The 23,193-nt window shown below is 72.1% G+C and carries 22 protein-coding genes; 8 read left to right on the top strand and 14 right to left on the bottom strand.

The annotated features are described in order from the left end of the window. Window positions 1–29: 29 nt before the first annotated feature. From ACQ860_RS15745 to ACQ860_RS15730, 4 genes are all read right to left on the bottom strand, one after another. Window positions 30–1,187, bottom strand: a complete 1,158-nt coding sequence (locus ACQ860_RS15745; RefSeq protein ID WP_431304285.1) for a CarD family transcriptional regulator — start codon at window positions 1,185–1,187, stop codon at window positions 30–32. Window positions 1,188–1,346: 159 nt separating this feature from the next. Next, window positions 1,347–1,679, bottom strand: coding sequence for a ferredoxin FdxA (gene fdxA, locus ACQ860_RS15740; protein WP_213616361.1), 333 nt, complete (start codon window positions 1,677–1,679; stop codon window positions 1,347–1,349). A gap of 75 nt (window positions 1,680–1,754) precedes the next feature. Next, a complete protein-coding gene (locus ACQ860_RS15735) occupies window positions 1,755–2,033 on the bottom strand; it encodes a S4 domain-containing protein (protein WP_431304284.1) in 279 nt (92 codons plus the stop codon). A 3-nt stretch (window positions 2,034–2,036) separates the two neighbouring features. Next, window positions 2,037–4,970 (bottom strand): helicase-related protein, encoded by a 2,934-nt coding sequence (locus ACQ860_RS15730; RefSeq protein WP_431304283.1) that lies wholly within the window; start codon window positions 4,968–4,970, stop codon window positions 2,037–2,039. 96 nt (window positions 4,971–5,066) lie between these two features. Here ACQ860_RS15730 and ACQ860_RS15725 point away from each other — a divergent pair, with 96 nt between their 5' ends. Next, the gene (locus tag ACQ860_RS15725; RefSeq protein ID WP_431304282.1) at window positions 5,067–6,242 is read left to right on the top strand and encodes an MFS transporter; all 1,176 of its coding nucleotides are present in this window, start codon (window positions 5,067–5,069) and stop codon (window positions 6,240–6,242) included. Here ACQ860_RS15725 and lpxK read toward each other — a convergent pair. The 5 genes from lpxK to ACQ860_RS15700 form a co-directional block, all read right to left on the bottom strand. Further along, a complete protein-coding gene (lpxK, locus tag ACQ860_RS15720; protein WP_431305766.1) occupies window positions 6,169–7,143 on the bottom strand; it encodes a tetraacyldisaccharide 4'-kinase in 975 nt (324 codons plus the stop codon). The two genes, ACQ860_RS15725 and lpxK, sit on opposite strands and share 74 nt — an antisense overlap. Before the next feature lie 21 nt (window positions 7,144–7,164). Further along, on the bottom strand, window positions 7,165–8,421 hold the full coding sequence (locus tag ACQ860_RS15715; protein ID WP_431304281.1) for a 3-deoxy-D-manno-octulosonic acid transferase: 1,257 nt from the start codon (window positions 8,419–8,421) through the stop codon (window positions 7,165–7,167). Next, window positions 8,418–9,101, bottom strand: a complete 684-nt coding sequence (locus ACQ860_RS15710) for a lysophospholipid acyltransferase family protein (protein WP_431304280.1) — start codon at window positions 9,099–9,101, stop codon at window positions 8,418–8,420. The genes ACQ860_RS15715 and ACQ860_RS15710 overlap by 4 nt, the downstream gene beginning before the upstream one ends. A gap of 65 nt (window positions 9,102–9,166) precedes the next feature. Further along, on the bottom strand, window positions 9,167–10,159 hold the full coding sequence (locus ACQ860_RS15705; protein WP_431304279.1) for a glycosyltransferase family 4 protein: 993 nt from the start codon (window positions 10,157–10,159) through the stop codon (window positions 9,167–9,169). Further along, the gene (locus ACQ860_RS15700; protein ID WP_431304278.1) at window positions 10,159–10,950 is read right to left on the bottom strand and encodes a UDP-2,3-diacylglucosamine diphosphatase; all 792 of its coding nucleotides are present in this window, start codon (window positions 10,948–10,950) and stop codon (window positions 10,159–10,161) included. Before ACQ860_RS15700 ends, ACQ860_RS15705 begins: the two co-directional genes overlap by 1 nt. 203 nt (window positions 10,951–11,153) lie before the next feature. Here ACQ860_RS15700 and ACQ860_RS15695 point away from each other — a divergent pair, with 203 nt between their 5' ends. Then, window positions 11,154–11,828, top strand: coding sequence for an RraA family protein (locus ACQ860_RS15695; protein WP_431304277.1), 675 nt, complete (start codon window positions 11,154–11,156; stop codon window positions 11,826–11,828). 12 nt (window positions 11,829–11,840) lie between these two features. On the opposite strand, the gene yddG is transcribed toward ACQ860_RS15695, so the two are convergent. Genes yddG through ACQ860_RS15680 form a run of 3 tightly spaced genes read right to left on the bottom strand, consistent with a single transcriptional unit; the run spans window position 11,841 to window position 13,692 of the window. Then, complete coding sequence (yddG, locus tag ACQ860_RS15690) at window positions 11,841–12,677, bottom strand: aromatic amino acid exporter YddG (protein ID WP_431304276.1); 837 nt, start codon at window positions 12,675–12,677, stop codon at window positions 11,841–11,843. Next, window positions 12,674–13,060, bottom strand: coding sequence for a carboxymuconolactone decarboxylase family protein (locus ACQ860_RS15685; RefSeq protein WP_431304275.1), 387 nt, complete (start codon window positions 13,058–13,060; stop codon window positions 12,674–12,676). The genes yddG and ACQ860_RS15685 overlap by 4 nt, the downstream gene beginning before the upstream one ends. Next, a complete protein-coding gene (locus ACQ860_RS15680) occupies window positions 13,057–13,692 on the bottom strand; it encodes a YciI family protein (protein WP_431304274.1) in 636 nt (211 codons plus the stop codon). The genes ACQ860_RS15685 and ACQ860_RS15680 overlap by 4 nt, the downstream gene beginning before the upstream one ends. A 141-nt stretch (window positions 13,693–13,833) precedes the next feature. Here ACQ860_RS15680 and ACQ860_RS15675 point away from each other — a divergent pair, with 141 nt between their 5' ends. Beyond that, window positions 13,834–14,133, top strand: coding sequence for an AzlD family protein (locus tag ACQ860_RS15675; protein WP_431304273.1), 300 nt, complete (start codon window positions 13,834–13,836; stop codon window positions 14,131–14,133). On the opposite strand, the gene ACQ860_RS15670 is transcribed toward ACQ860_RS15675, so the two are convergent. Continuing rightward, window positions 14,108–16,420, bottom strand: coding sequence for a mechanosensitive ion channel domain-containing protein (locus ACQ860_RS15670; RefSeq protein WP_431304272.1), 2,313 nt, complete (start codon window positions 16,418–16,420; stop codon window positions 14,108–14,110). The genes ACQ860_RS15675 and ACQ860_RS15670 overlap by 26 nt on opposite strands. A 76-nt stretch (window positions 16,421–16,496) precedes the next feature. Here ACQ860_RS15670 and ACQ860_RS15665 point away from each other — a divergent pair, with 76 nt between their 5' ends. From ACQ860_RS15665 to ACQ860_RS15650, 4 genes are all read left to right on the top strand, one after another. Then, window positions 16,497–17,702, top strand: coding sequence for an MFS transporter (locus tag ACQ860_RS15665; protein ID WP_431304271.1), 1,206 nt, complete (start codon window positions 16,497–16,499; stop codon window positions 17,700–17,702). A 7-nt stretch (window positions 17,703–17,709) separates the two neighbouring features. Next, window positions 17,710–17,901 (top strand): twin transmembrane helix small protein, encoded by a 192-nt coding sequence (locus ACQ860_RS15660; protein WP_431304270.1) that lies wholly within the window; start codon window positions 17,710–17,712, stop codon window positions 17,899–17,901. 108 nt (window positions 17,902–18,009) lie between these two features. After that, complete coding sequence (locus ACQ860_RS15655) at window positions 18,010–19,575, top strand: ABC transporter substrate-binding protein (RefSeq protein WP_431304269.1); 1,566 nt, start codon at window positions 18,010–18,012, stop codon at window positions 19,573–19,575. A gap of 5 nt (window positions 19,576–19,580) precedes the next feature. Further along, complete coding sequence (locus tag ACQ860_RS15650) at window positions 19,581–21,149, top strand: GMC family oxidoreductase (RefSeq protein ID WP_431304268.1); 1,569 nt, start codon at window positions 19,581–19,583, stop codon at window positions 21,147–21,149. On the opposite strand, the gene ACQ860_RS15645 is transcribed toward ACQ860_RS15650, so the two are convergent. Further along, a complete protein-coding gene (locus ACQ860_RS15645) occupies window positions 21,146–21,529 on the bottom strand; it encodes a hypothetical protein (protein ID WP_431304267.1) in 384 nt (127 codons plus the stop codon). The genes ACQ860_RS15650 and ACQ860_RS15645 overlap by 4 nt on opposite strands. 307 nt (window positions 21,530–21,836) lie before the next feature. Between ACQ860_RS15645 and ACQ860_RS15640 the strand changes: the two genes are divergently transcribed. Continuing rightward, complete coding sequence (locus tag ACQ860_RS15640; protein ID WP_431304266.1) at window positions 21,837–23,174, top strand: transglycosylase SLT domain-containing protein; 1,338 nt, start codon at window positions 21,837–21,839, stop codon at window positions 23,172–23,174. Window positions 23,175–23,193 lie beyond the last annotated feature (19 nt).

Raw genomic sequence — 23,193 nt, 5'->3', positions numbered from 1 at the left:
GGCCTCAATGCTGCTCTCGTCCGGCCCGCTCACGTGGACTTGGCGAAGGCGACCAGCGCCTCGCTGGCGGCGAACTTGTCGATCTTCTCGATGGCCGCGTATTCGGCGGCCAGGCGCTCCAGCGCCTGCTCGTAGATCTGCCGCTCGCTGAAGGACTGGTCGGGCTGGCCGGCATTGCGCTGCAGGTCGCGCACGACCTCGGCGATCTGGATCGGGTCGCCGCTATTGATCTTCGCCTCGTATTCCTGCGCGCGGCGGGACCACATGGTGCGCTTGATGCGCGCGCGGCCCTTCAGCGTATCAATGGCCGCCTCGAACTCCTTCTGGGTGAAGAGCTTGCGCAGGCCGGCGGTGGGCACCTTGTTGACCGGGACGCGCAGCGTCATCCGGTTCTCCTCGAAGGTGACGACGATCATGTGGTGGTCCATGCCGGCCACCTCGATCACCTCGATGCCCTGCACCGTGCCGACGCCATGCGTCGGATAGACGACGTGGTCGCCAGCCTTGAACTCGACCTTGGGGCCGGGTGGACGGGGCGGCGTGGCCTGGCCCTCGGCGAAACCCGGGCGCCCCGGGCTGCGCACGGCGAAGGATGGCGGCATGTTCGGCCGGCCCATGGGCGGGCGGGGCGACATGGGGTTGGTGGTGGCGCGCACCGGCATGTTGGGCGGCGCGGCGACGACGATGGAAGGGCGCGGACTGGGCGCGGGCTCAGCGGCGGGCGCGGGCGCCTCGACGGGGACCGGCTTCTCGGCCTTCGGGGCAGCCGCCTTCTCAGGCGCGGGTTTCGGCGTGGACTTGGCCTCGGAGGCCTTGCTCTTGGTCACTGGAGTTGATGTTGCCTTGCTGCTGGAGACGGCGGGGGGGGCCGCCGGTGGAGTTGTGGGCTTCGGGGCCGGAACGGCCTTGGCCTTGGGGGGTGTGGCGGGGGCCGGCTTGGCCTTCGCCTTGACAGGGGCTGGCGCCGGCTTCGCGACCGGCTTGGCCTTGGCCGCCGGCTTGACGGCAGGCTTCGGGGCCGGCTTGGCCTTGACGGCGGGCTTGGGCGCGGGCTTCGCCGCCACCTGCTTCACTGGCTTCACGGCCGCCTTGGCAGTGGGCTTCGGCGCGGCGGGCTGCGCGGCGGGCTTGCGGGCGGGGTTGGCGGCCTTGGCTTTCGCCTTGGCCGGTTTGGATGACGAGGCCATGGGGCGCTTTGCTCCTGCATGCCGAGGGAAGGTTCGGAACGCGCGCCCCGCCCGGATCGGAGGAGGTGAAGCAAGGGCAAGCGACGTCTCCGGCGCTGAAGCCTAACACAAAAAACGCGACAGGTCACGCCCGCTGCGGAGTCCCGCCGGGGCGGCGGCTCAGGGCTTGCCGGGCTCGGGGCTCAGCAGCTCGCGCTTGCCGGGCTTGTCCTTCCATTCATCGGCATCGGCCGGGGGCTCGCCCTTGCGGGTGATGTTCGGCCAGGACTGCGCGTAGTTGCGGTTCAGCTCGACCCAGGCGGTGGCCTTGTCGTCGCTGTCCGGCAGGATCGCCTCGGCCGGGCATTCCGGCTCGCAGACGCCGCAGTCGATGCACTCGTCGGGATGGATCACGAGCATGTTCTCGCCGACGTAGAAGCAGTCCACCGGACAGACTTCCACGCAGTCCATGTACTTGCACTTGATGCAGTTTTCAGTGACGACGTAGGTCACAAACACAGCTCCCGATGGCGACGCGGAGACCTAGGAATGGCCCTGCCGCGCCCGAATGTCCAGCCATCCGGCGCGTCATTCCGTGATTGAAATCTTCTCGTAAAGGCTGCGCGCCTCCTCGGGCGGGCCGCGGCGAACCCCCAAGGCGAGGACAAGCCAGACCTCCACCTCCCCATGGCGCGGGAAGGTCAGCACATCGCCCACCCGAATGCGCGCATGGGCCTTGGTGACGGGCTGGCGGTTGAGGCGGAAGCCGCCCGCCTCGATCAGCGCGCCGCAATCCGCCTTGGACCGGGCCAGGCGCGCATGCCAGAGCCAGGCATCGAGACGCAGGAAGGGCGCGTGCCCCTCCATGTGTCACTTCAGCTTGAGCTTCATCAGCGCGGCGAAGGGGCTGTCCTCCACCTTGCTGGCCGGGCGGTCCTCATGGAAGGTCCGCGTCTCCGGACCGCCGGGGCCGCGGTCGCGCTCCCGATCACGCGGCGGGCGGGGACCGTCGCGGCGGTTGTCGTCGCGCTTGCGTTCGTCGCGGCCGCCCTGTCCCCCCTGCGGCGGGGGGCCATCGCGGCGCGGGCCGTCCTTGCGGAAGCCCTCCTTCCGGGGACCGTCGCGGCGGCCTTCCGGGCGGCCTCCCTCGGGACGGGGCGCGCCCTCGGGCTGGCCCTCGGCGGGGCGCGGCCCCCGGTTGCGATCGCGGCGCGGTCCATCGCGGCGAGGCGCACGGGCCTCGGCCCCTTCCGCCGCGGCGCCTTCCGCGGGCGCCTCGCCCTCGGCGCGGGGCGCCGGCGGGCGCTGGCCTTCGCGGCGCGGGCCCTCATTGCGCCCGTGCGGCCGCCCCTGGCGCTGGTTGTGGCGCGGCCCCTGCGCAGGCCGCGCCCAGGCCACCATGGTGGGCAGCACGGGGCCTTCCATGCCCTCGGGCAGCGGCTCGGAGGGGATCAGGCGGAAGCCGAGTTCGGCCAGCACCGGCCCCAGCGCCTCACCCTTGATGCCGAAGCGGCCCAGGATCTCGGGTGGCAGCGGCGCCGGCGCGCGGCGCGTGAGGTAGCCGAGTTCCGCCGCCACGCGCTCCGCCACATCCAGGCGGAGCAGCACGGGGCCGGCCGGCACCCAGCCCATCATGGCCGCGAAGCCCGGCGGCCAGGAGAGCGCCATGACGCCATCGCTCGGGATGGAAACGAGGCCGGGCGCGGGCAGCGTGGGCGTCGGCACGTCATAGCTCAGCGCCCAGATCTGCGCGCGCAGCGCCATGGGGCGCGGCTTCAGCGCCTCGGGCACATAGAGCGCGAAGCGCCCGGCGCGGATGCCGATGCCCTTCAGCTTGGTCCGCAGATCCTGACCGATCTGGTTGCGCGTGTCGCCCGGCTTCAGGCCCAGCGTCTCGCGCAGCTGGAAGGCGGGGCCACGGAGCGTGTTGTCCTCGGCGGCCTTGGCCTCGATGGCCGCGATGGCGGCGAGGTCCTTGGCGATCACGCCCTCGATCCAGCCAGCGAGGCGCGTGCGGATGCGCTCGCGCTGCGGGCCGTCGAGGAATTCCGTGTCCTTCACCTCGATCAGCGGCTTGCCCGGCTCGCTGCCCATCTTGAGGCGGGCGATCTCCGCCCCCTCCCAGGTGATGCGGTGCTCCGCCGTCAGGCCGAAGCTTTCCGTCTTGGCGATGTCGAGCGCGGCCACCCGGCGCGGGATCTCCTGCACCAGGGCCCGGCGCGCGGCGCGCAGGATGAGCTTCTTCTCCTCCTCGCCGCCCTCGCCCAGCTCGGGCTGGAATTCGAAGCCGACGACGCGGCCGACCTTGTGCCCCTCCACCACCACCTCGCCCTGGCGAGTGACGGCGCTGAGCAATTCCTCCTCGGTGTTGTCGAGGCTGCGGATCAGATGGGCGGCGCGGCGGTCCACGAAGCGCGCCGTCAGGCGCTCATGCAGCGCGTCGCTCACCGCATCCTCGGCGGCGCGGGCGGCTTCCTGCTGGGTGCTGGCATCGCGCACCCAATCGGCGCGGGCGGCGATATATGCCCAGACGCGGATGGAAGCGAGGCGCGCCATCAGCGTGTCGAGATCGCCCTCGATGCTGGTGCAGCTCGCGATCTGCGAGGCGATCCAGTCCGACGGCAGGTGCCCATCCTCGCACAGATGCGTGAAGAGCTTCGCGCAGAGCCGGGTGTGCGTGTCATCCGCCAGCTTGCGGAAATCCGGCACCTGGCAGGTCTCCCATAGGAGCTGCAGCCGCGTGCGGGAGGAGGCCATGCGGCGGATGCCCTCCTCACGCGCGAGCAGGCTAAGCGTGATGTGGTCCGTCGCGTCATGGCCCTTGGTGAGGCCGGGCTGCGGCGGAGGCGCGCCGAGGCTGTCGAGCAGCGCCTCGATGCCCCCGAAGTCGAGATCGCTGTTGCGCCAGGCCAGCGCCTGGATGGGCTCGAAATGATGCCCCTCGATCTTCTCGACCATCTCCTCCGGCAAAGGCGGGCATTCGCCGGTCACGCCGAAGGTGCCGTCGCGCATGCCGCGGCCCGCGCGGCCGGCGATCTGCGCCGCCTCCTGCGGGGTCAGCTGGCGCGGCGTGTGGCCGTCGAACTTGTTGAGGCTGGCGAAGGCCACATGGTCCACATCCATGTTCAGGCCCATGCCGATGGCATCCGTCGCGACGAGGAAATCCACCTCGCGGTCCTGGTACATCTTCACCTGCGCGTTGCGCGTGCGGGGGCTGAGGCGGCCCATCACCACCGCGCAACCGCCACGGCGGCGGCGGATGGCCTCGGCGATGGCATAGACCTCACCCGCGCTGAAGGCGACGACGGCGCTGCGGGCCGGCAGGCGCGTGAGCTTGGCGGGGCCGGCATGTTCCAGCTTGGAGAGGCGTGGCCGCGTCTCGATCTCGACCTGCGGCACCAGGCGCTGCAGCAGCGGGCGGATGGTCTCCGCCCCCATGAACATGGTCTCGACCAGACCGCGCGCATGCAGCAGCCGGTCGGTGAAGATATGGCCGCGATCGGGGTCGGCGCAGAGCTGGATCTCGTCCACCGCCAGGAATTCCACCTTGCGGTCGAGCGGCATGGCCTCGACCGTGCAGGCGAACCACTTGGCCTCGGGCGGGACGATCTTCTCCTCGCCGGTGATGAGGGCGACGTTCTTCTCGCCCTTCTGCGCCACCATGCGGTCATAGTTCTCGCGCGCGAGCAGGCGCAGCGGGAAGCCGATGATTCCCGAGGAATGCGCCAGCATGCGCTCCATCGCGAGATGGGTCTTGCCGGTGTTGGTGGGGCCGAGGATGGCCTTGACGCGCGCTTCGAACATGCTGGCTTCCAAGAATGGCCCGACAAAGGGGCCGCAGGGTTATGAACCATGCGGCGGTGATTGCAACTTGCCCCTCTCCGGCGGAGATTGCCGGGCGTGACCCCCGCGCAAAGCTTCGCCCTGGTTTTCGGCGCGCAATTCGCCGCCTTCGGCGCCATGATGCCCTTCCTGCCCGCCATCCTGGCCGAGGGCGGGCTCACCGCGGGCGAGGTGGGCGCCGTGCTGGCCGCGGGCTCGCTGGTGCGGCTGGTGGCGGCGCCGCTGAGCGGGCGGCTGGCGGATGCGGTGCCCGACATGCGCCGCCTGCTGGCGGTGGCTGCGCTGCTGGCCGCCGCCGCCGCGCTCGGTTTCGGCCTCGCCGCGGGCCTGGCGCTGCTGCTCGCGGTGCAGGTGCTGCACAGCATCGCCGCCGCGCCCATCGTGCCGCTCTCGGACGCGCTGGCGGTCGGCGCCGTGCGGCGCGGCGGGTTCGACTATGCGCGGGTGCGCTCGGTGGGCTCCATCACCTTCATGATCGGCGCGCTGGCTGCGGGCCTGGCCGCCGAATGGGCGGGGCCGCGCATCGCCACCTGGATGCTGGCAGCCGGACTGCTGGTGACGGCCTGGGCCGCACTCCGCCTGCCCGCCCCGCCGGGGCGCGAGGGGGAAAAGGCGCCCTCCCCCTCCCTCTGGGCGCCGCTGACCGAGACTGGCTTCCGCTGGGTGCTGCCTCTGGCGGCCCTCATCCAGGGCAGCCACGCCGTCTATTACGGCTTCTCCACGCTGCATTGGCAGGAGGCGGGGCTCAGCACCGGCTTCATCGGCCTGCTCTGGGCGCTGGGTGTGCTGGCCGAGATCGTGCTCTTCCTCACCGGGCGGCCGGTGGTGGAGCGCCTGGGCGTGCGGGGCCTGGCCCTGCTGGCGGCGGGTGCGGGGGTTCTGCGCTGGACGGTCACGGGCTTCACCGTAGAGCCGGCGGCGCTGTTGGGGGTGAACCTGCTGCACGGCCTCACCTTCGGCGCCATGCATCTCGCGGCCATGCGGGCGCTGATGGCGCTGCCGGCGGGGCTCTCGGGCCGGGCGCAGACGCTGCTGGCCTCGGCCGTCTCGGCCAGCACGGGCGGGCTCATGTGGGGCAGCGGCTGGCTTTATGGCGCGGCGGGTGGCCTTGCCTTTCTCGCCATGGCGGGGCTTTGCGCCCTGGCCTTCGCCCTCGCGCTCAGGCCGCCGCCAGCGCCTGGTCCAGCAGCGCCTCGATCTGCGACGGATCATCCCAGCGCAGCGTCACGCTGACCACGCGCACGCGGCCCTGGAATTCGGGCGGAATCCGCACCCAATCCTTGCGGGTGGTGACGGGAATGGCGCCCAGCCGCTCGGCCTGGTCCAGCAGGGATTTCAGGTCGCCCGCATCGAAGGGGTAGTGGTCGGCGAAGCTCTCGGTGCCCGCCACCACGGCGCCGCCCTGGCGCAGCGTGTTGAAGAACTTCCTCGGGCTCGCGATGCCGCAGAAGGCAAAGACGTTCTCCCCCGCCAACTCCGCCATCTCGGCGCCGGAAACGAGGTCGCCGCGCAGCACGGGCAGGGTATCGGGCAGCAGTTCCAGCGCGCCGGTCTCGTCCGGGCCGATCAGCACGGCGGCGTCGCAGCGCGCGGCGGCGGCGGCGACGCTTTCGCGCAGCGGGCCGGCCGGGATCACGTGGCCATTGCCGAAGCCGTAGCCGCCATCGATCGTCAGCAGGGAGAGCGTCTTGGCCAGCGTCGGGTTCTGCAGCCCGTCATCCATGACGATGGCGCCCGCGCCGCCTTCCACGGCGAGCTTCGCCCCCGCCGCACGGTCGGCGCTGACCCAGGTGGGGGCGAGGGCGGCCAGCAGCAGCGCCTCATCGCCCACCGCCTCGCTCCCGTGGCGCCCGGGCTCGACCTGCACCGGCCCCTTCACCGAGCCGCCATAGCCGCGCAGCAGGAAATGCGCCGGCGTGCCGCGCGCCTGGATGCGGCTGCCGATATCCATGGCAAGCGTGGTCTTGCCCGCACCGCCCGCCGTCGCACCGCCGCAGCAGATGACGGGAACCGGCGCCTGCCAGCCGGGGCGGCTCATGCGGCGCGCCGTCGCGGCCGCGTAGATGGCGGCCACGGGCGAAAGCAGCAAGGGCGCGATTCCCCCGCGGCGACCCCAGAAATCGGGCGCTCGAATGCTGATCTTCCCAACCCTTCCTTAAACCCGGCCCGCCTTGCCCAGCAGGCCCAGCAGCGCCTCCGCCATCCGGCCCGGCAGCGCGGCATTGGCGGCAACCCATTCCCCGGCGGCGCGCGCCATGGCGGCCGTCGCTTCCCCTTGGGTTAGCATATCCGCAACGGTCGCCGCCAGCGCGGCGGAATCCGGCACCTGGCGGGCGCCCCCCGCCGCCAGCAGCCCCCCAACCGCCTCGGTGAAGTTCTGCATGTGCGGGCCAAACACCATGGGGCAGCCCAGACGCGCGGCCTCCAGGGGATTCTGCCCGCCATGCGGCACCAGACTGCCGCCGATGAAGGCCACATGCGCCACGCGGTACAGCAGCCCGAGCTCGCCCATCGTATCCGCCACATAGACCGGCCCGGCCCCGGGCAGCGCGCCCTCGGCGCGGCGCGGCCAGGGCCCGAGTTCCTTGCCGCGATGCGGGTGGCGGGGGGCAAGGATGGTCAGCAGGTCGGGCCGCGCAGCCCGCAGCGCCTCGGCGGCTTGCAGCACCTGCGCCTCCTCGCCCGGATGGGTGCTGGCGGCGAGCAGGACGGGCCGGCCGCCAATGGCGCCGCGCAGCGCGGCCAGCGCGGCGTCATCCGCCGGGAGCGGGGGCGCGGCGAGCTTGAGGTCGCCCGCCGGGGCGAGATCGCGCACGCCCAGCGCCAGCAGGCGCGCGGCATCCTCGGCCGAGCGCGGCATGATGAGCTGGAAGCGGCCAAGCAATTCCCGCGCGAAGCCCGGCGCCCAGCGCCCCCAGCGCGCGGCGGTGCGGGCCGAGATGCGGGCGTTCAGCAGGGCCAGGGGAATGCCCCGCGCATGGGTCGCCGCCAGCGTGTTGGGCCAGAGCTCACTCTCCACGAAACCCGCCGCATCGGGCCGCCAGCCCTCGAGGAAGCGCGCCACCCATTCCGGCACGTCGAGCGGCGCGTAGCGATGCGTGACACGCCCGGCCAGCGCCGGATGAAGCCGCTGCGGCAGCAGCCGGGCCGAGGTGACGGTGCCGGTGGTGACAAGGATGTTGAGCGCAGGATCGCGCTGCGCCAGCGCCTCGATCAGCGGCAGGATGGAGAGGCTCTCGCCCACGCTCGCCGCATGCAGCCAGATCAGGCACCCCTCCGGCCGCGCGGCGCCATGGCCCTCGCGCTCCGGCAGGCGCGCCGCCTCCTCCTTGCCCTGGCCGATCCGGCGGCGGAGGTTCCAGCGCAAGGCTGGGGCGGCGAGGCTGGCCGCGATGTGCCAGGCGCCGCTCACCGCCGCGGCTTGCCCAGCGCCGCATCGGCGGCGTCGCAGGCGGCGTCCAGCGCGGCCGCGATGGCGGGCAGCGCCGTCTCCGGCGCCTCGCGCGGGACGGGGATGGCGGGGCCCGCCACGATCACGCCGCGGCCGAAGGGGAGCGGGAACTCCATCCGGTCCCAGGTCTTGAGGCCCACGGCCCAGGCGAAGCGGCCCGCACAAGGCAGCACTGGCTTGCCGCTGAACCCCGCGATCTGCGCCACGCCCGGCGCGGGCTGGCGGCGCGGGCCGCGCGGGCCATCGGGCGTGATCACCATCATCGCCCCGGTGCGGATCAGCCGCGCCATGGCCAGCATGCCCACTGCGCCGCCCTTGGATGTGGAAGCATGAATCATGTTCAGCTCGAAGCGCTTCACCACATCGCCGATCAGCCGCCCGTCGCGATGGCGGGAGACCAGCACATGCGCCGAGGGAATGCCCGCCCGCGCCTTCCCGGTGCGCCAGAGATGCGGCATGGAGGGCAGGTTCTCATGCCAGAAGGCCGCGACGACATTGCCGTGCCGGGCAAAGGCGGCGTCGATCGCCTCGCCGCCGATGAGCTGCCAGCGCGTGGTCCGGTAGACCAGCGCGAGGTAGAGGCCCAGCAGATTCGCGGCGAAGGCCTGGAAGGCCGGATGGCGCGTCAGCCGGCGCAGCATGCGTCATTCTCGAACATATCTTGCGCGCCTCGCATGCCGGCGCGCGGGAGGCAAGTCCGGGCCGGTCAGAGCGTGGCCAGGCTCTCCCGGAAGGCCTGGGCGCTGGCGGGCCAGGAAAAGCGCTCGGCCTCCGCCCGCGCGTGGTCGCGCGGCACCTCCAGCGCGGCGAGACAGGCGCGGCGCAGATCCTCGTCCAGCACGCCGCCCGCGCCCACGACGTCACGCGGCCCCATCACCGGGAAAGCGGCGACGGGCGTGCCGCTGGCCATCGCCTCCAGCAGCACGAGGCCGAAGGTGTCGGTGCGGGAGGGGAAGACCATGACATCGGCGCCGCGATAGGCGCGGGCCAGGGCCGCGCCCTCGCGCCAGCCGGCAAAATGCACGGAAGGGTGGCGGGATTGCAGGGCGGCGCGCTGCGGGCCGTCGCCCACCACCACCTTGCTGCCGGGCAGTTCGAGATCGAGGAAGGCGGCGATGTTCTTCTCCACCGCGACGCGCCCGGCATAGAGAAACACGGGGCGCGGCAGCCCCTCCCAGGCATCCTGCGCGCCCGGCCGGAACAGCTCGAGGTCCACGCCGCGCGTCCAGGGCAGGATGCGGCGGAAACCGCGGCGGGCGAGTTCGTCCCGCAGGGTGGGCGTCGCCGCCAGCGTGCCAGCGCCGGCATTGTGGAAGCGGCGCAGCAGCGCCCAGGTGGCACGCTCCGGGATCGGGGTGCGCGCGCTCAGATACTCGGCGAAGCGCGTGTGGAAGCTCGTCGTGAAGCGCCAGCCGCGCTGGATTGAGATCGCGCGCGCGGCGAGCCCCAGCGGGCCCTCCGTCGCCACATGCAGGGCATCGGGACGGAGTTCGTCCAGCAGGCGGGCCAACCGCGCGCGTGGCATGACGGCGAGGCGGATCTCGGCATAGCCGGGCATCGCGACATTGCGGAAACGGTCAGGGCCGATCACCTCCACCGTGTCGCCTTGCGCCGCCAGTTCCGCGGAAATCCGCTCCAGCGTGCGCACCACGCCGTTGATCTGCGGCCGCCAGGCATCGGTGACGATGACGAGACGCATCAGGCGGTCTGCGCCACGGGCAGGCGCTTCGGCGCGCGTTGCATCGCGGCCCAGTCCAGCAGTTCGAAGCGGCCATCGGCATGCTCGACCAGCGCGGTGCAGCTTTCCACCCAGTCGCCGTCATTCATGTACATGACGCCGTTCACCAGGCGCATCTCGGCGTGATGGATATGGCCGCAGATCACGCCATCCAGCCCGCGCCGCCGCGCCTCGCCGGCGAGTGCCACCTCGAAGCGGTCGATCGCCTTCACCGCCTCCTTCACCTGGCGTTTCAGCCATTGCGACAGCGACCAGTAGGGGTAGCCGAGCTTGCGGCGGGCGAGGTTGAACCAGCGGTTCAGCACCAGCGCGGTGTCATAGGCCCAGTCCCCCAGATAGGCGAGGAACTTGGCGTAGCGGATCACGCCGTCGAACTCGTCGCCATGGATGACCAGGAATTGGCGGCCATCCGCGCCCTCATGCACCGCTTCGCGCCGGAGCTTGACCCCCGCGATCTCGAGGCCAAGCCATTCGCGGAACATCTCGTCATGATTGCCGGGAATGTAGGTGACGGCGGTGCCGCGCTGGGCCAGGTCGAGCACGGCGCGCATCACCGCATCGAATTCGGCATGCCAATACCAGGTCTTGCGCAGGCGCCAGCCGTCGATCACGTCGCCCACGAGGTAGAGGTGCTCGCATTCGACGCGGTCGAGGAAGTCCAGCAGCATGTCGGACCGCGCGCCCCGCGTGCCGAGATGGATGTCCGAGACGAAGACGCTGCGGACCCGGATCTTCTGGTCGCGTGGCGGCATCAGGGGTGTCCCGTTCTGTGCATGCGGGCGGAATGGGTGGGAAAGCCGTGGGTTGCACGTGAATCTTCCATGACCCCCGCGCCGCGCGCATGTCTCGCGGCTGACGCGCAAACATCCGCGAATCGTCTTCAAACGGATGTTAAGCAGCGGGCTTCCCCGATCGCGCCTCACGTGGTGGCATGGCGCGAATCGAGGAGGATTCCATGACCATCGGCTTTCGTGTCCGCCCCATCACCGCGCGCGTGGCGCCCGCCATCATCGAGCGCGCGGCCAAGGTGCCCGCCGCCAATATCGGCGATGTGATGAACCGCCTGCAGTCGTTGAGCGGCACCTTCCATTCCTATGGCGGGCGCAAGCGCCTGGTGGGCCCGGCCTTCACCGTGAAGGCGCGCTCGGGCGACAACCTGATGCTGCATCGCGCGGTGGACATGGCGAACCCGGGCGACATCATCGTCTGCGACGGCAATGGCGACCTCTCGGTGGCGCTGATGGGCGACCTCATGCTGGGCCATGCGACGAAGCGCGGCGTGGCCGGCGTGGTGCTGGACGGTGCGGTGCGCGACGTGGCGTCGCTGGCGAAGATGGACCTCGGCGTCTGGGCGCGCGGCCACACGCCGGCCGGCCCCTGGAAGGAAGGCCCGGGCGAGATCGGCACTCCCATCTCCTGCGGCGGCCAGGTGGTGATGCCGGGCGACCTGATCTGCTGCGACGAGGATGGCGTGGTGGTGGTGCCGATGGCAGAGGCCGAGGCGGTGATCGCTGCGGCCGAGGCGCATCAGGCCAAGGAGATCAAGGCCGAGCAGGACATCCAGGCGTGCAAGTGGCCGCGCGACTGGGTGGTGCAGAGCCTGCGCGAGAAGGGCTGCGAGGGGGCGTAACGCCCTCTCGAGCTAGCGGGCGGTGGCGGCCAGCCAGCCGCCGCCCGCGACCAGCGCCAGGGCGAGGCCCACATTCCACGTGAACGCCCCCGCCCCCGCCGTGATCAGCAGCAGCGTGGAAGCCACCGGCACGCCATAGGCCAGCGTGCCGAGCAGGCGCGGGTCGCCGCGCTTCATGCCGAGATCCCAGAGGAAGAAGGCCGCCCCCACCGGGCCGAGGCCCAGCAGCAGCACCGCCAGCGCCTGCCGCGCATCGGGCATCACGCTCGGCTCGAAGACAAGGTGCGCGACCAGCGCCAGCACCGCCGAACCGCCGCAGAAGCCCGCCACCGCGCCCGTCGGCACGCGATCCAGCCGCCGCGCCGTGACGGAGTAGAGCGCCCAGACGAAGGCGCATCCGATGGCGCAGAGGAAGCCGAACCAGGCCTCGGCCGGGAAGCGCGCGCCGCCGCCCAGCAGAAGGGCGCAACCCAGGAAGCCGAGCCCGACGCCCAGCAGCCGGCGCGGCCCAAGCCGCAGCCCGAGGATGGGGGCCGAAAGCAGCACGATCAGCAGCGGCCAGAGATAGTTCAGCAGATTGGCCTCCACCGCCGGCGCATAGGCCAGGGCCGCGAAATACAGCGCGTGATAGCCGAAGAGGCCGCCCACACCATGGGCCCAGGCGAGCGGCCCCTGCCGCAGCGCACCCAGTTCGCCCCGCGCGGCGACGACAGCGAGGCCCAGCGCCGCCGCGACGGCGAAGCTCATTGCGGTCAGCTGCAGCGGCGGCACCCCGGCCGCGAGGCGTGAGAGCAGGGCCAGGAAGGCCCAGAGCAGCAGCGCGCCGATTCCGGCGAGCGTGGCATTCACTGGAATTGCGGATCCACCGGCACCCGCAGGGCCTCCGCCAGGCGGTTGGTCTCGGCCGCCATGGCGATCACGGCCAGCAATTCGCCATGCATGGCGTCATCCATGCCCTTGGCCCGCGCTGCCGCGGTGTGGGACGCCACGCAGTAGTTGCAGCCGGCCGTGGCGCTCACCGCGAGGTAGAGCATCTCCTTGGTGAGAGGATCGAGCGCGCCCGGCGCCATCACCTGCTTCAGATTGGCCCAGACCCGCGCCAGCGTCGGCGGATGCACGGCCAGCGCCTTCCAGAAATTGTTGACGTCCGGCACGCCGCGCGTGGCCTTGATGTCGTCGAAGACGGCGCGCGCCTCGGGTGCGGCGTCCGCGTATTCGATCAGCCGGCTCATTCCGGGCGCGGCAGCGGCTTGTAGGGCAGCGGCGCGAAGCGCGTCGGGAAGAAGCGCATGCGCTGCCAGACGCCGGCCGTCACATAGGGGTCCTCGGCCCACCAGGCCCGCGCCGCTTCCTCGGTCGGGTGGCGCGTGATGGCGATGGAGCCCACCATCTCGCCCTTGGGCCCCAACAGCGCACCGCCGCAGGCCAGCGTGCCATCCTCGGCGAAGCGCATCACGCGCTCCATATGCGGCTGCCGCACGGCGAGGCGCTTTTCCACACTGTCCTCCGCATCCTCGGCGATGACGACGCAATGCGTCATCGCACTCGGCATGGGGCCGGACGGCAGCGGCTGGTAGTGCATCGGCGCGATGCGATAGGGCCGCATCTGGTAGCTGAGCCAGACGCCGTCGCGCGCGAAGGGCTCCTCCATCAGGTATTCGCGCGCCCCCACCTCATCCTCGTCGTTCAGGATCATGATGGAGCCCGCGGCCGTGCCATCCGCGCGGAAGAGCGGCACGGCCAGGTGCAGCCGCCCGGCCGCGACCCAGCGGGTGATCACCTCCAGGTGGCGGTCGCGCACGGCGGCGCGGCGGGCCGGCGCCTCCGCATCCTCGCCATCCCAGCCCAGGATCACATAGCCCATCGGCTTCCCCCTTCATCTTGCCGGGCCGATGGTCGCGGGTCACGCGCGATCCGGCAATGGGGGTGCGCGAAGGCGTGACGGGTTCACAACCGCGCCGAAGCCGGGCAGAAGCGGGGGCCGAGTTTCAGGAGCCCCCGGTCCATGTCGCTCCGTTGGGACGTGCTGCTGGCCATCCTCGGCATGGCGCTCGCCACCTACCTGCTGCGCGCGGGCGGCTATGCGCTGCTGCGCGCCTCCCGCCCGCCGCCCTTCGTCATGTCCATGCTGGGGCACATGCCCGGCTGCATCTTCGTGGCCTTCGTCACACCCGCGCTCGTCACGGGCGGCTGGCCGAGCCTGCTGGCGGCGGCCTGCGTCACCGGCGTCATGATCGGCACGCGCAGCTACCTGCTGGCCATCCTGGGCGGGGTCGCCGTCATCTGGCTGTCGCGGCTGGCGTGACGGGCTGGGCCGCCGCCTTCATTGCGGCGTAGAGCGGAATGCCCGCGGCGTCGCAATGCTGCTTCACGCGGCGGTTGAGCTCGCGCCCCACCGCCCAGCGGCGGGCCGGCGGCGTCATCACCCGCGCGCGCAGGATCACGCCGGCATCGGTCATCTTGTCCACGCCCAGCACTTCGAGCGGCGCGAGCAATTGCGGCGCCCAGGCCTCGTCCTCGCGCATGCTCTCGCCCACCTGACGCAGCATCATCACGGCGGCATCCGTGTCGGCCGTGTAGTCCAGCGCGAGGTCGAGCACGGCATAGCCGAAGTCGCGCGTCTGGTTCGTCACCGTCGTCACCGCGCTGAAGGGAACGATGTGGACCGAGCCATCCACCGCGCGCAGCCGGATGGAGCGGATGGAGAGTTCCTCCACCGTGCCCGAGAGACCTCCCACCGTGATGGTATCGCCCACCGCCACCGCATCCTCCAGCAGCAGGAAGATGCCGGTGATGACGTCGCGCACCAGCGTCTGGCTGCCGAAGCCGACGGCGAGGCCGAGCACGCCGGCGCCAGCCAGCAGGGGGGCGACGTTGATGCCGATCTCGGTCAGCAGCGTCAGGCCCACGATGACCAGCAGCAGGGCGCCGAGCGCCGTGCGCAGCATGGGCAGCAGCGTCCGCACCCGGGCCGAGCGCGCGGCCGAGCCATCCTTGGGCAGCCGCGCGAGGTAGCGCTGGATCCAGGCATTCGCCCCCTCCCAGATCACCAGCGCGACGATGAGCGTGATGCCGATGCCGGTGATGCCCGAAATGAGCCGCCCCCCCCAGCGCCCGCTGCCGAACCAGGAGAGGGAGTTCAGGCCCCAGACCTCCAGCAGCAGCACGAGGCCGACGGCGGTGATCACCGCCGAAATCAGCGTGCGCAGGGCGGGGAGATAGCGGTTGGCCCGCTCCTCCAGCCCCGGATAGCGGGTGGAGAGGTCCGCGCTGATGCGGAAGAGCCGGTCCAGCAAACGGCGCATGCCCTCGTCCAGCAGCTTGGCGCCGATGATGATGGCGATGGTGGCGACCGAGGCCTCGGCCAGGCGCTCGAAGCCACGCTCGATCTCGAGCGCCCAGACGGTCCAGGCCGCCAGCAGCCAGAGGATGACAACGATATGCCAGGCCTCTGCCAGGCGGGAGCGGGCGGCGCGCATGAAGGCGCGGCTGCGCGTCGGCACATCGCCCGCGGCGAGGTCGGGCGCGTCCAGCAGGGCCGCGACGGCGGCGCGGTTCTGCAGCACGATCTGCGCGACCAGCAGCGAGAGGACCAGCAGGCCGAGGCGCCAGATGCTCTCATAGGCGCCCTGCGGCAGGCCGAAGAGCATCGCCACCTCGGCCGTCGCGTAGAAGGTAACGCCGGTGAGCGCGAGGCGACGGATCCAGAGCGTGGCATAGGCCGCCGTCTCGTCGTCGCAGCGGATCAGCCTCAGCCGCGTCAGGCCCGGCGCGAAGACCAGCCGGCCGGCCGCCATGACCGCGCGCGCCGCCATGTAGGCGAAGGTGACGGCCTCCATCACCAGGCGGTTCGAGGGCCAGATGGCGAAGGTGCCGATGATGGCCAGCGCGGCCGCGCCGAAGCCCAGGATGGGCACGAGGTCGAGCCCCAGATGGCCGAGCATGTAGGGCAGGCGGCGCAGGCCCTGCATCCGCCCCTGCACCGCCATCCCGCGGCTTTCCAGCCAGGCATTGGGCCGGCGCATCAGCCAGCGCAGCCCCCGCTCCGTCGCCATGCCGGCGAGCAGGACAAGGGCGAGCTTCCAGGTCAGCGCCCAGACCTGGCCCTGCAGCCGCTCATCCGTCGCCAGCCGCTCGAACCAGTCGCGGATCAGGCCCAGCTCGGCGGCGGCGGAGAGCGTGGCCCAGGCGTGGATCAGGAACTGGCCGATGCGGCTGGCGATGCCGACGACGATGTCTGCCGGGGCGGAGATCACCTCCTCCGGCGTGGGCGCGGCGGCCTCGGGCGCGGCGGGGGCGCCGGTCGTGGCCTCCAGTGCGCGGATCAGCGCGCCGCGGCGGGCCTCATCCCGCAGGATGTCGAGCAGGGCGGCGAGTTCGGGCGGTGGCGCGGCCGGGGGTGTGGGGGCCGCGGCAGCAGGCGCGGCGGCGGCGGGCGGGGTGGCCGGCGTGGCGGCGGCCGGGGGCGTGGCCGCCGGTGCTGGGGCCGGAGTCTGCGCGGCGGCGGGGCGTGGGGCAGCGGGCGCGGCCGTCTGGGCCTGCGCCAGGGGCGCGAGCAGAAGCAGCAGGAGAGGAAGGGCGCGAAGCAGCATGGCGCCTGCTTTCCCCGCACATTCCCCCGGGGTCAAGTTGCGTTGCCGCAACGCAGCATGCAGCATGCTGGAATTCATGCGCACTTCGCCCTCCATCTGGCTCATCATGCTGGCCCTTCTGGGCACCCATATGGCGGGGATGGGCGCCTTCCTGACGGTGCCCGTGCTGGCGCCGGCCATCGCGGCGGAAACGGGGCTTTCGGCCAGCCTCGCCGGCATCCATACCGCGCTGGTCTATGCGGGGGCGCTGTTTTCCGGGCCGATCACCCAGGGGCTTCTGCAGCGGCATGGCGGCATCCGGGTCTGCCAGGGGGCGCTGGTGGTGGTGGGGGCGGGCATCGCGCTGGCCGCCATCGGGCATCCCATCGCGCTGCTCTTCTCGGCCCTGCTGGCGGGTCTGGGCCATGGGCCGATCACGCCGGCGGGCAGCCATCTGCTGGCGCCGCGCACGCCGGCGCGCATCCGCAGCCTGGTCTTCGGCCTCAAGCAATGCGGCGTGCCGGCGGGGGCCATGATGGTGGCGGCCGTGGCGCCCATCCTCGCCATCAGCCATGGCTGGCGGGCTGCGGTGCTGGCCATGGCCGGCTTCTCACTTCTGCTGGCCCTCGCGCTGCAACCCCTGCGCGCCGTGCTGGACGCCGACCGGGCGGGGCCCGGGGGGGCGCCGCTGCGCCCCTGGCAGGATGCGAAATCCAGCCTCTCCATCCTGCGCGACGACACCCGCATCCGGGCGCTCACCTTCGCCGCCTCCAGCTTCGGCATCGCGCAATTCTGCTTCGGCTCCTTCTTCGTGGTCTGGCAGGTGCAGGTGATGGGCGCGGGGCTGGAGCAGGCGGGGCTGATGCTGGCGCTTGCGCAGGGCAGCGGCGTGGCGGGCCGCATCGCCTGGGCGCTGATCGCGGACCGCATCGGCGCGCTGCCCGTGCTGCTGGCGCTGGGCGTGGCCATCGGCGGCGCCTGTGGGCTGCTGGCACTGGCCGGGCCCGGCTGGCCCTCCCTCATCATCGCCGTGGTCGCGGTGGCCATGGGCGCCTCGGCCGTCGGCTGGAACGGCGTGATGCTGAGCGAGGTGGCGCGCGTGGCCCCGCCGGGCCGGGTGGGGGCCGCGACGGCGGCGCTGGGCTTCGTCTTCGCCGGCGTGATGATCGTGGCCCCCACGCTGTTCTCGGCCCTGGTGCTGGGCACCGGCGGCTTCTCCCTGGGCTTCGCGCTCTGCGGCCTGGCGGGGCTCGCAGGGGCGGTGGCGCTGGCCCGGTTGCGCTTCGCGCGGCCCGCCCCATGATGGGGTGATGCAAACCATCCTCACCATCCTGGTCGCCATCGCCATGCTGGCAACGCTGGGCGTCCTCTTCGCCGGGCTGATCGGCATGGCGCGCGGCGCGAGCGGCGCCACCTCACAGAAGCTCATGCGCTACCGCGTCCTGCTCCAGGGCGCGGCCCTCGTGCTCTTCGCGCTGCTGATGCTCAGCCTGAAAGGCTGACGCCACCCCGGCGTGCCACGCCGGATGACAGGTTCTTCATCCTTCCGGCCTTGGCATGCATTGCCAGGGACACCTAGGCTTCCCGCTGCATCGCAGCAGGAGATCCGAATGGCGCGTCCTTCCCTCGGCCGGTGGCTGGCCTTCCTCCTGCTCTGCGGGGCGGTGCTCCCCGCGACATCACCGCGCGCCCAGACGCTGACCGCAGTGCTGGAAGCCGAGGTCGTCACGCTCGATCCGCATTTCACCACCGCCTATATCAGCCGCACCTTCGGCTACATGGTCTTCGACACGCTCTTCGGCATGGACCGCTCGGGTACGCCGCGGCCGCAGATGGTGGAGAGCTGGACCACCTCGCCCGACGGGCTCACCTGGCGCTTCACCCTGCGCGAGGGCCTGCTCTGGCATGACGGCACACCGGTGACGGCCGCCGATTGCGTCGCCTCGATCCGCCGCTGGGGCCCGCGCAGCGCGCTCGGCACGCGGCTGCTCGCCGCCACCGCCAGCATCGAGGCGAATGACGCGCGCAGCTTCACGCTGACGCTGAAGGAACCCTACGGCCTCGTGCTGGAGACGCTCGGCACCGCCGCCTCGCCCGGCCCCTTCATGCTGCCCGAGCGCCTGGCCCGCACGCCCGGCACCGAACGCATCACCGAGATCATCGGCTCCGGCCCCTTCATGTATCGCCGCGAGGACCACCGCCCCGGCGACCGCATGCTGCTGCGCCGCAACCCGCGCTACAATTCGCGGCCCGAGCCCAATGACCTCTTCGCCGGCGGCAAGCCCGTTCGGATCGATGCGCTGGAGCTGCGCGTGGTGCCCGATGGCCTGACCGCGGCCAACGCCATCCAGGCGGGCGAGGTGGACTACATGCAGTACGCCCCCTTCGACCTGCTGCCCCGCCTGGAGCGGGATCGCCGCGTGCGCGTGCTGGGCTTCACCGGCCTCGACACCTTCACCGGCCATTACCGCACCAATGCGGCCAGCGGCCCCTTCGCCGACCCCGCCATCCGCCGCGTGCTGCTGCGCCTGGTGGACCAGGCGGAGGTGATGGCGGCCTTCGGCCTCTCCTCCCAATACCAGCGCACCTGCGCGGCCATCTTCGTCTGCGGCGGCCCCTATGAGACCGCCGCCGGCAGCGAGGTGACGCGCGATCCCTCGATCGAGGCCGCGCGCGCGGCACTCCGCGCCACCAGCTACAATGGCGAGCCGGTGATCGTGATGGTCGCGAATGACCTGGAGGCGGCGCGCATCTCGTCCGAGGTGCTGGCCAACCGCATGCGTCAGGCCGGCTTCAACGTGGACATGCAGGTGATGGACTGGGCCTCGCTGCTGGCCCGCCGCACGCGGCGCGAGGGCTGGCACGTGTTCGGCGTGCATGCCATCGGCATTGACCTCCAATCGCCCATCACCAACCCCTTCGTGGCCTTCACCTGCTCAGGGATTCCCGCCAGCGGCTATCACTGCAACGAGCGACTGACGGCGCTGTTCGACGCCTTCACCAAGGCGCCCGACCACGCGGCCCGCATGCGCCTGATCGAGGAGATGCAGCGGCTGATCTACAGCGAGGTCATCACCCTGCCCTGGGGGCAATTCGCCCAGCCCGCGCTGCACCGGGCGAACCTGCGCAACCTGGTGCCCTCGGCCATCCCGGTCTTCTGGAACGTGGAGAAGTAGCAACCGTGTATGACGTCATCGTGGTGGGCGCCGGCTCGGCCGGCGCGCCCCTGGCCGCGCGGCTCTCGGAAGACGGCCATCGCCGCGTGCTGCTGCTGGAAGCCGGGCGTGACTGGCGCCCGGCCGAGGCGCCGCACGCGCTGCGCAGCGCCAATATCCTCCCCTTCATGCATGACCCCGCGCATCAGGCCCAATGGCAATGGCCGGGGCTGATGACGCGCCGCACCGCCGCGCAGGAACCGAAATTCTACTGGCGCGGGAAGGCCATGGGCGGCTCCTCGGCCGTCAATGCACAGATCGCCATCCGCGGCGTCCCCGCCGCCTTCGACGCCTGGGCCGAGGCCGGCTGCGAGGGCTGGTCGGCGCGGGACGTGCTGGCGCTCTATGACGCGATCGAGGATGACGCCGATACGGGCGTGGCGCCGGGCATCCGCCAGGGCGGCCCGCTGCCGGTCTTCCGCATGCCGGTCGCGCAATGGGGTGCGGTGGATCTCGGCCTGCGCGATGCCGCCCTGGCCGAGGGCTATCCCTGGAAGCCCGACCTGAACGCGCCGGACGGCGAGGGCATTTCCTGCAACCCGATCAACCTGAGAGGCGGTCTGCGCGTCACCACCAATGACGGCTATCTGGAACCCGCCCGTGGCCGCCCCAACCTCACCATCCGCGGCGGCGCGCTGGTGGACCGCGTGCTCTTCGAGGGAAACCGCGCGCGGGCGGTCCGCGTGCGCTTCGGCGATGCGTGGGAGGAGATCGCAGGGCGCGAGATCGTACTGTGCGCCGGCGCCATCCACAGCCCGGCCATCCTGATGCGCTCGGGCCTCGGCCCGGCCGATGCGCTGGGCGCGCTCGGCATCGCCGTCCGGCACGACCTGCCGCATGTCGGCCGCAACCTGATGGACCACCCGATCCTGCGCGCCACCCTGGCGCTCAGGCCCGAATTCCGCGCCCAGGGCGCCGATGCGCGCCACACCAATTGCTGCCTGACCTATTCCAGCCGCCTCGCCGGCGGCGGCGAGCGCGACATGATCATGATCGCCTACAACCACCGCGGCCTGGGCGAGGGCACGGAGCCCGCGCCGGGCGGGGCGGTGGGCGTCGCGCTCTACGACGCCTTCTCGCGCGGCGAACTGCGCCTCACCTCCGCCGACCCCGAGGCGCAGCCCGCGGTGGATGAGAACATGCTGGCCGATGCGCGGGACCGGCTGCGCCTGCGCGACGGTGTGCGGCGCCTCGCGCGCCTCACCGCGCGCGACCAGCTCGCGCGCCTGGCGGCGCGCATCACCTTCGGCGAGACCGGCCTTTCCATGCCCGAGGCCGCCGCCCTGCCCGATGACGAGTTGGACGCGATCATGCTGGCCGAGGCGGGCGACATCCAGCACGCCGCCGGCACCTGCCGCATGACCGCCCATGAGGACCCGCGCGGCGTGGTGGACCCGGATCTCTGCGTGCGCGGCGTCACGGGCCTGCGCGTGGCCGATGCCTCGATCATGCCGAGCGACTGCCGGGCCAACCTGCACTTCACCTGCGTGATGATCGGGGAGAACCTGGCGCGGCGGATGCGGGCGGAAGGCTAGGCCCCTGAGAGGTCTCGTGCCAGGACGGGGCGCGGGCCCGGCGTCAGTCGCACGCGCGCCCCGGCGCGCAGCCAGGGCTCGGCGGGCTGGATCAGCGTGACATCGCGGTTGCCGCGTTCAAGGCGCACGACGACTTCCACCGCATTGGCCTCCGGGCTGCCGGCCCCACGCGCGGCGCCCACCACCTGCGAGACCAGGCGCAGGCGGGGCTCACCCGGCGCGCTGGCCGGGATGGGGCGCAGGCCCAGGATGGTGCCGCGCTCGAAGGCGGGCTCCGCCACCCCCTCGACGGTGGGTGCGGCGGCCTCCGGCGTCGCGCCGCCACAGCCGGCCAGCAGGAGGCCAAGGGGGAGGAGCAGGAGCCGTGGCAGGTGTCGCATGCCTCCCCTTGTAGAGCATGCAGGGCGGGGGCGAAATCACCGGGGCGGTCCGAATCAAGGGCTGAATCACGGCCAGAATCATTCCCGCAATATCCATACGATCTTGGTGCCTGCCACAGGAATGTCGTCTTTGCTTGATTTGAGGAAGGGCCTGGCGTTATGAGTCCCCCGTCCCCGGTCGTCTTGCCGCAGGGACATTCGCTGCTGCGTTCCGCGCCATGGGGGTGGTTCGGGACATCTGACCAGCGGTGAAGCAAGGGGGAGTTTCCACAGGATGGCCCACTCGTTTTTGGGGCGCAGCAAGGCGTTGAGCCGGCCCCTGGCCGCGATCTCGGTCCTCTGCCTTCTGGCGGCCTGCGCGCAGACGCCCAGCGCGCCCACGCGCTCGGCCAGCGTCACGCGCGGCAGCTATGACCCGCCCGGCCCGCCCAGCGACCCCTGGGGCCCCTGGATCCGCGAGGCCTCCCGCCGCTTCGACGTGCCCGAGCGCTGGATCCGCGAGGTGATGCGCCAGGAATCCGGCGGCCGCGCCGGCGCCACCTCGCCGGTCGGCGCGATGGGCCTGATGCAGGTGATGCCCGGCACCTACCGCGAATTGCAGCGCCGCCACGACCTGGGCGACGACCCCTACCACCCCTACGACAACCTGATGGCCGGCACCGCCTATATCCGGCAGATGTACGAGCTCTACGGCTCGCCCGCCTTCCTGGCCGCCTATAATGCCGGCCCGCGCCGCCTGGAGAACTATCTCTACGCCAACCAGGGCCTGCCGGCCGAGACGCGCAACTATGTCGCCCGCGTCGGACCGCGCGTGATCACCAGCAGCCCGGTCCGCCGCGCCCCGGCCGAGGTCTACGCCGCCGGCGACATCCCGCTGAACGTGCCGCCAGGGCCCCGCCGGATGGATTCCGCGACCCGCACGGCGCTGGCCGAGCAGCGCGCCATCCGCGAGCAGAACGCGCAATTCGCGAGCCTGCCGCCGGCCGAGCCCAGCGCCGCGCCGGTGCGCATGGCCGCCGCCGCTCCGGCGCCCGTAGCCACCTCCTCGCTCGGCCGCGGCGGGGTGGTGGCGATGGAGCCCATCCCCGATGGCTCGACCCCCGAGGGCGCCGCCCGCCTCGCGGAGAGTGCCGCCCGCGCGAGCCAGCCCGAGGGCGAAGTCATCGCGGATGGCCGCATCATCGTGGCCCGCATGGACCCAATCCCGGATGGCTCGACGCCGGAGGGCGCGGCCCGCATGGCGGAGATCGGCACGCGGCGCGAGCCCGCGCCCATGCAGCTCACCAGCCGCCCGCCCGTGGCCGCGCAGCCCCTGGCCCAGCCCCAGCGCGCCTTCGGCCTGATCAGTACGGCCCAGGCCGGGACGCTCCCGGCGGGCTTCCGGCCCGCCGCACCCGCGCCCGCCTCGCCGGGCGGCTGGGGCGTTCAGGTCGGCGCCTTCAGCTCGCCCGAGCTGGCGCGCCAGGCGGCGCAGGCGGCCCAGGCCAGCGTCGGCGGCCGCGTGCAGGTGACGCCGGTCCAGGTCGGCCGTGGCACGCTGTTCCGTGCCCGCGTCACCGGCCTCACCCAGGCCAGCGCCCAGCAGGCCTGCGACCGCCTGCGCGGCCGCAGCGGCTGCAACACGCTCTCGCCAGGCCAGATCTGAGCGGGTGAGCCGAAGGGCG

Origin of the sequence: Sediminicoccus sp. BL-A-41-H5 (genome assembly GCF_050632405.1) — a bacterium.
GTDB lineage: Bacteria > Pseudomonadota > Alphaproteobacteria > Acetobacterales > Acetobacteraceae > Roseococcus.
Note: the sequence above shows the minus strand (reverse complement) of the source record. Positions and strands in the feature narration are given on the sequence as shown.

Coding starts and splice junctions, on each gene's coding strand:
- ACQ860_RS15645 (WP_431304267.1), bottom strand. CDS start 21,529: ATGCGACACCTGCCACGGCTCCTGCTCCTCCCCCTTGGCCTCCTGCTG.
- ACQ860_RS15730 (WP_431304283.1), bottom strand. CDS start 4,970: ATGTTCGAAGCGCGCGTCAAGGCCATCCTCGGCCCCACCAACACCGGC.
- ACQ860_RS15670 (WP_431304272.1), bottom strand. CDS start 16,420: ATGCTGCTTCGCGCCCTTCCTCTCCTGCTGCTTCTGCTCGCGCCCCTG.
- ACQ860_RS15665 (WP_431304271.1), top strand. CDS start 16,497: ATGCGCACTTCGCCCTCCATCTGGCTCATCATGCTGGCCCTTCTGGGC.
- ACQ860_RS15680 (WP_431304274.1), bottom strand. CDS start 13,692: ATGGGCTATGTGATCCTGGGCTGGGATGGCGAGGATGCGGAGGCGCCG.
- ACQ860_RS15660 (WP_431304270.1), top strand. CDS start 17,710: ATGCAAACCATCCTCACCATCCTGGTCGCCATCGCCATGCTGGCAACG.
- ACQ860_RS15700 (WP_431304278.1), bottom strand. CDS start 10,950: ATGCCGCCACGCGACCAGAAGATCCGGGTCCGCAGCGTCTTCGTCTCG.
- ACQ860_RS15735 (WP_431304284.1), bottom strand. CDS start 2,033: ATGGAGGGGCACGCGCCCTTCCTGCGTCTCGATGCCTGGCTCTGGCAT.
- ACQ860_RS15685 (WP_431304275.1), bottom strand. CDS start 13,060: ATGAGCCGGCTGATCGAATACGCGGACGCCGCACCCGAGGCGCGCGCC.
- ACQ860_RS15705 (WP_431304279.1), bottom strand. CDS start 10,159: ATGCGTCTCGTCATCGTCACCGATGCCTGGCGGCCGCAGATCAACGGC.
- ACQ860_RS15655 (WP_431304269.1), top strand. CDS start 18,010: ATGGCGCGTCCTTCCCTCGGCCGGTGGCTGGCCTTCCTCCTGCTCTGC.
- ACQ860_RS15675 (WP_431304273.1), top strand. CDS start 13,834: ATGTCGCTCCGTTGGGACGTGCTGCTGGCCATCCTCGGCATGGCGCTC.
- ACQ860_RS15745 (WP_431304285.1), bottom strand. CDS start 1,187: ATGGCCTCGTCATCCAAACCGGCCAAGGCGAAAGCCAAGGCCGCCAAC.
- ACQ860_RS15710 (WP_431304280.1), bottom strand. CDS start 9,101: ATGCTGCGCCGGCTGACGCGCCATCCGGCCTTCCAGGCCTTCGCCGCG.
- ACQ860_RS15695 (WP_431304277.1), top strand. CDS start 11,154: ATGACCATCGGCTTTCGTGTCCGCCCCATCACCGCGCGCGTGGCGCCC.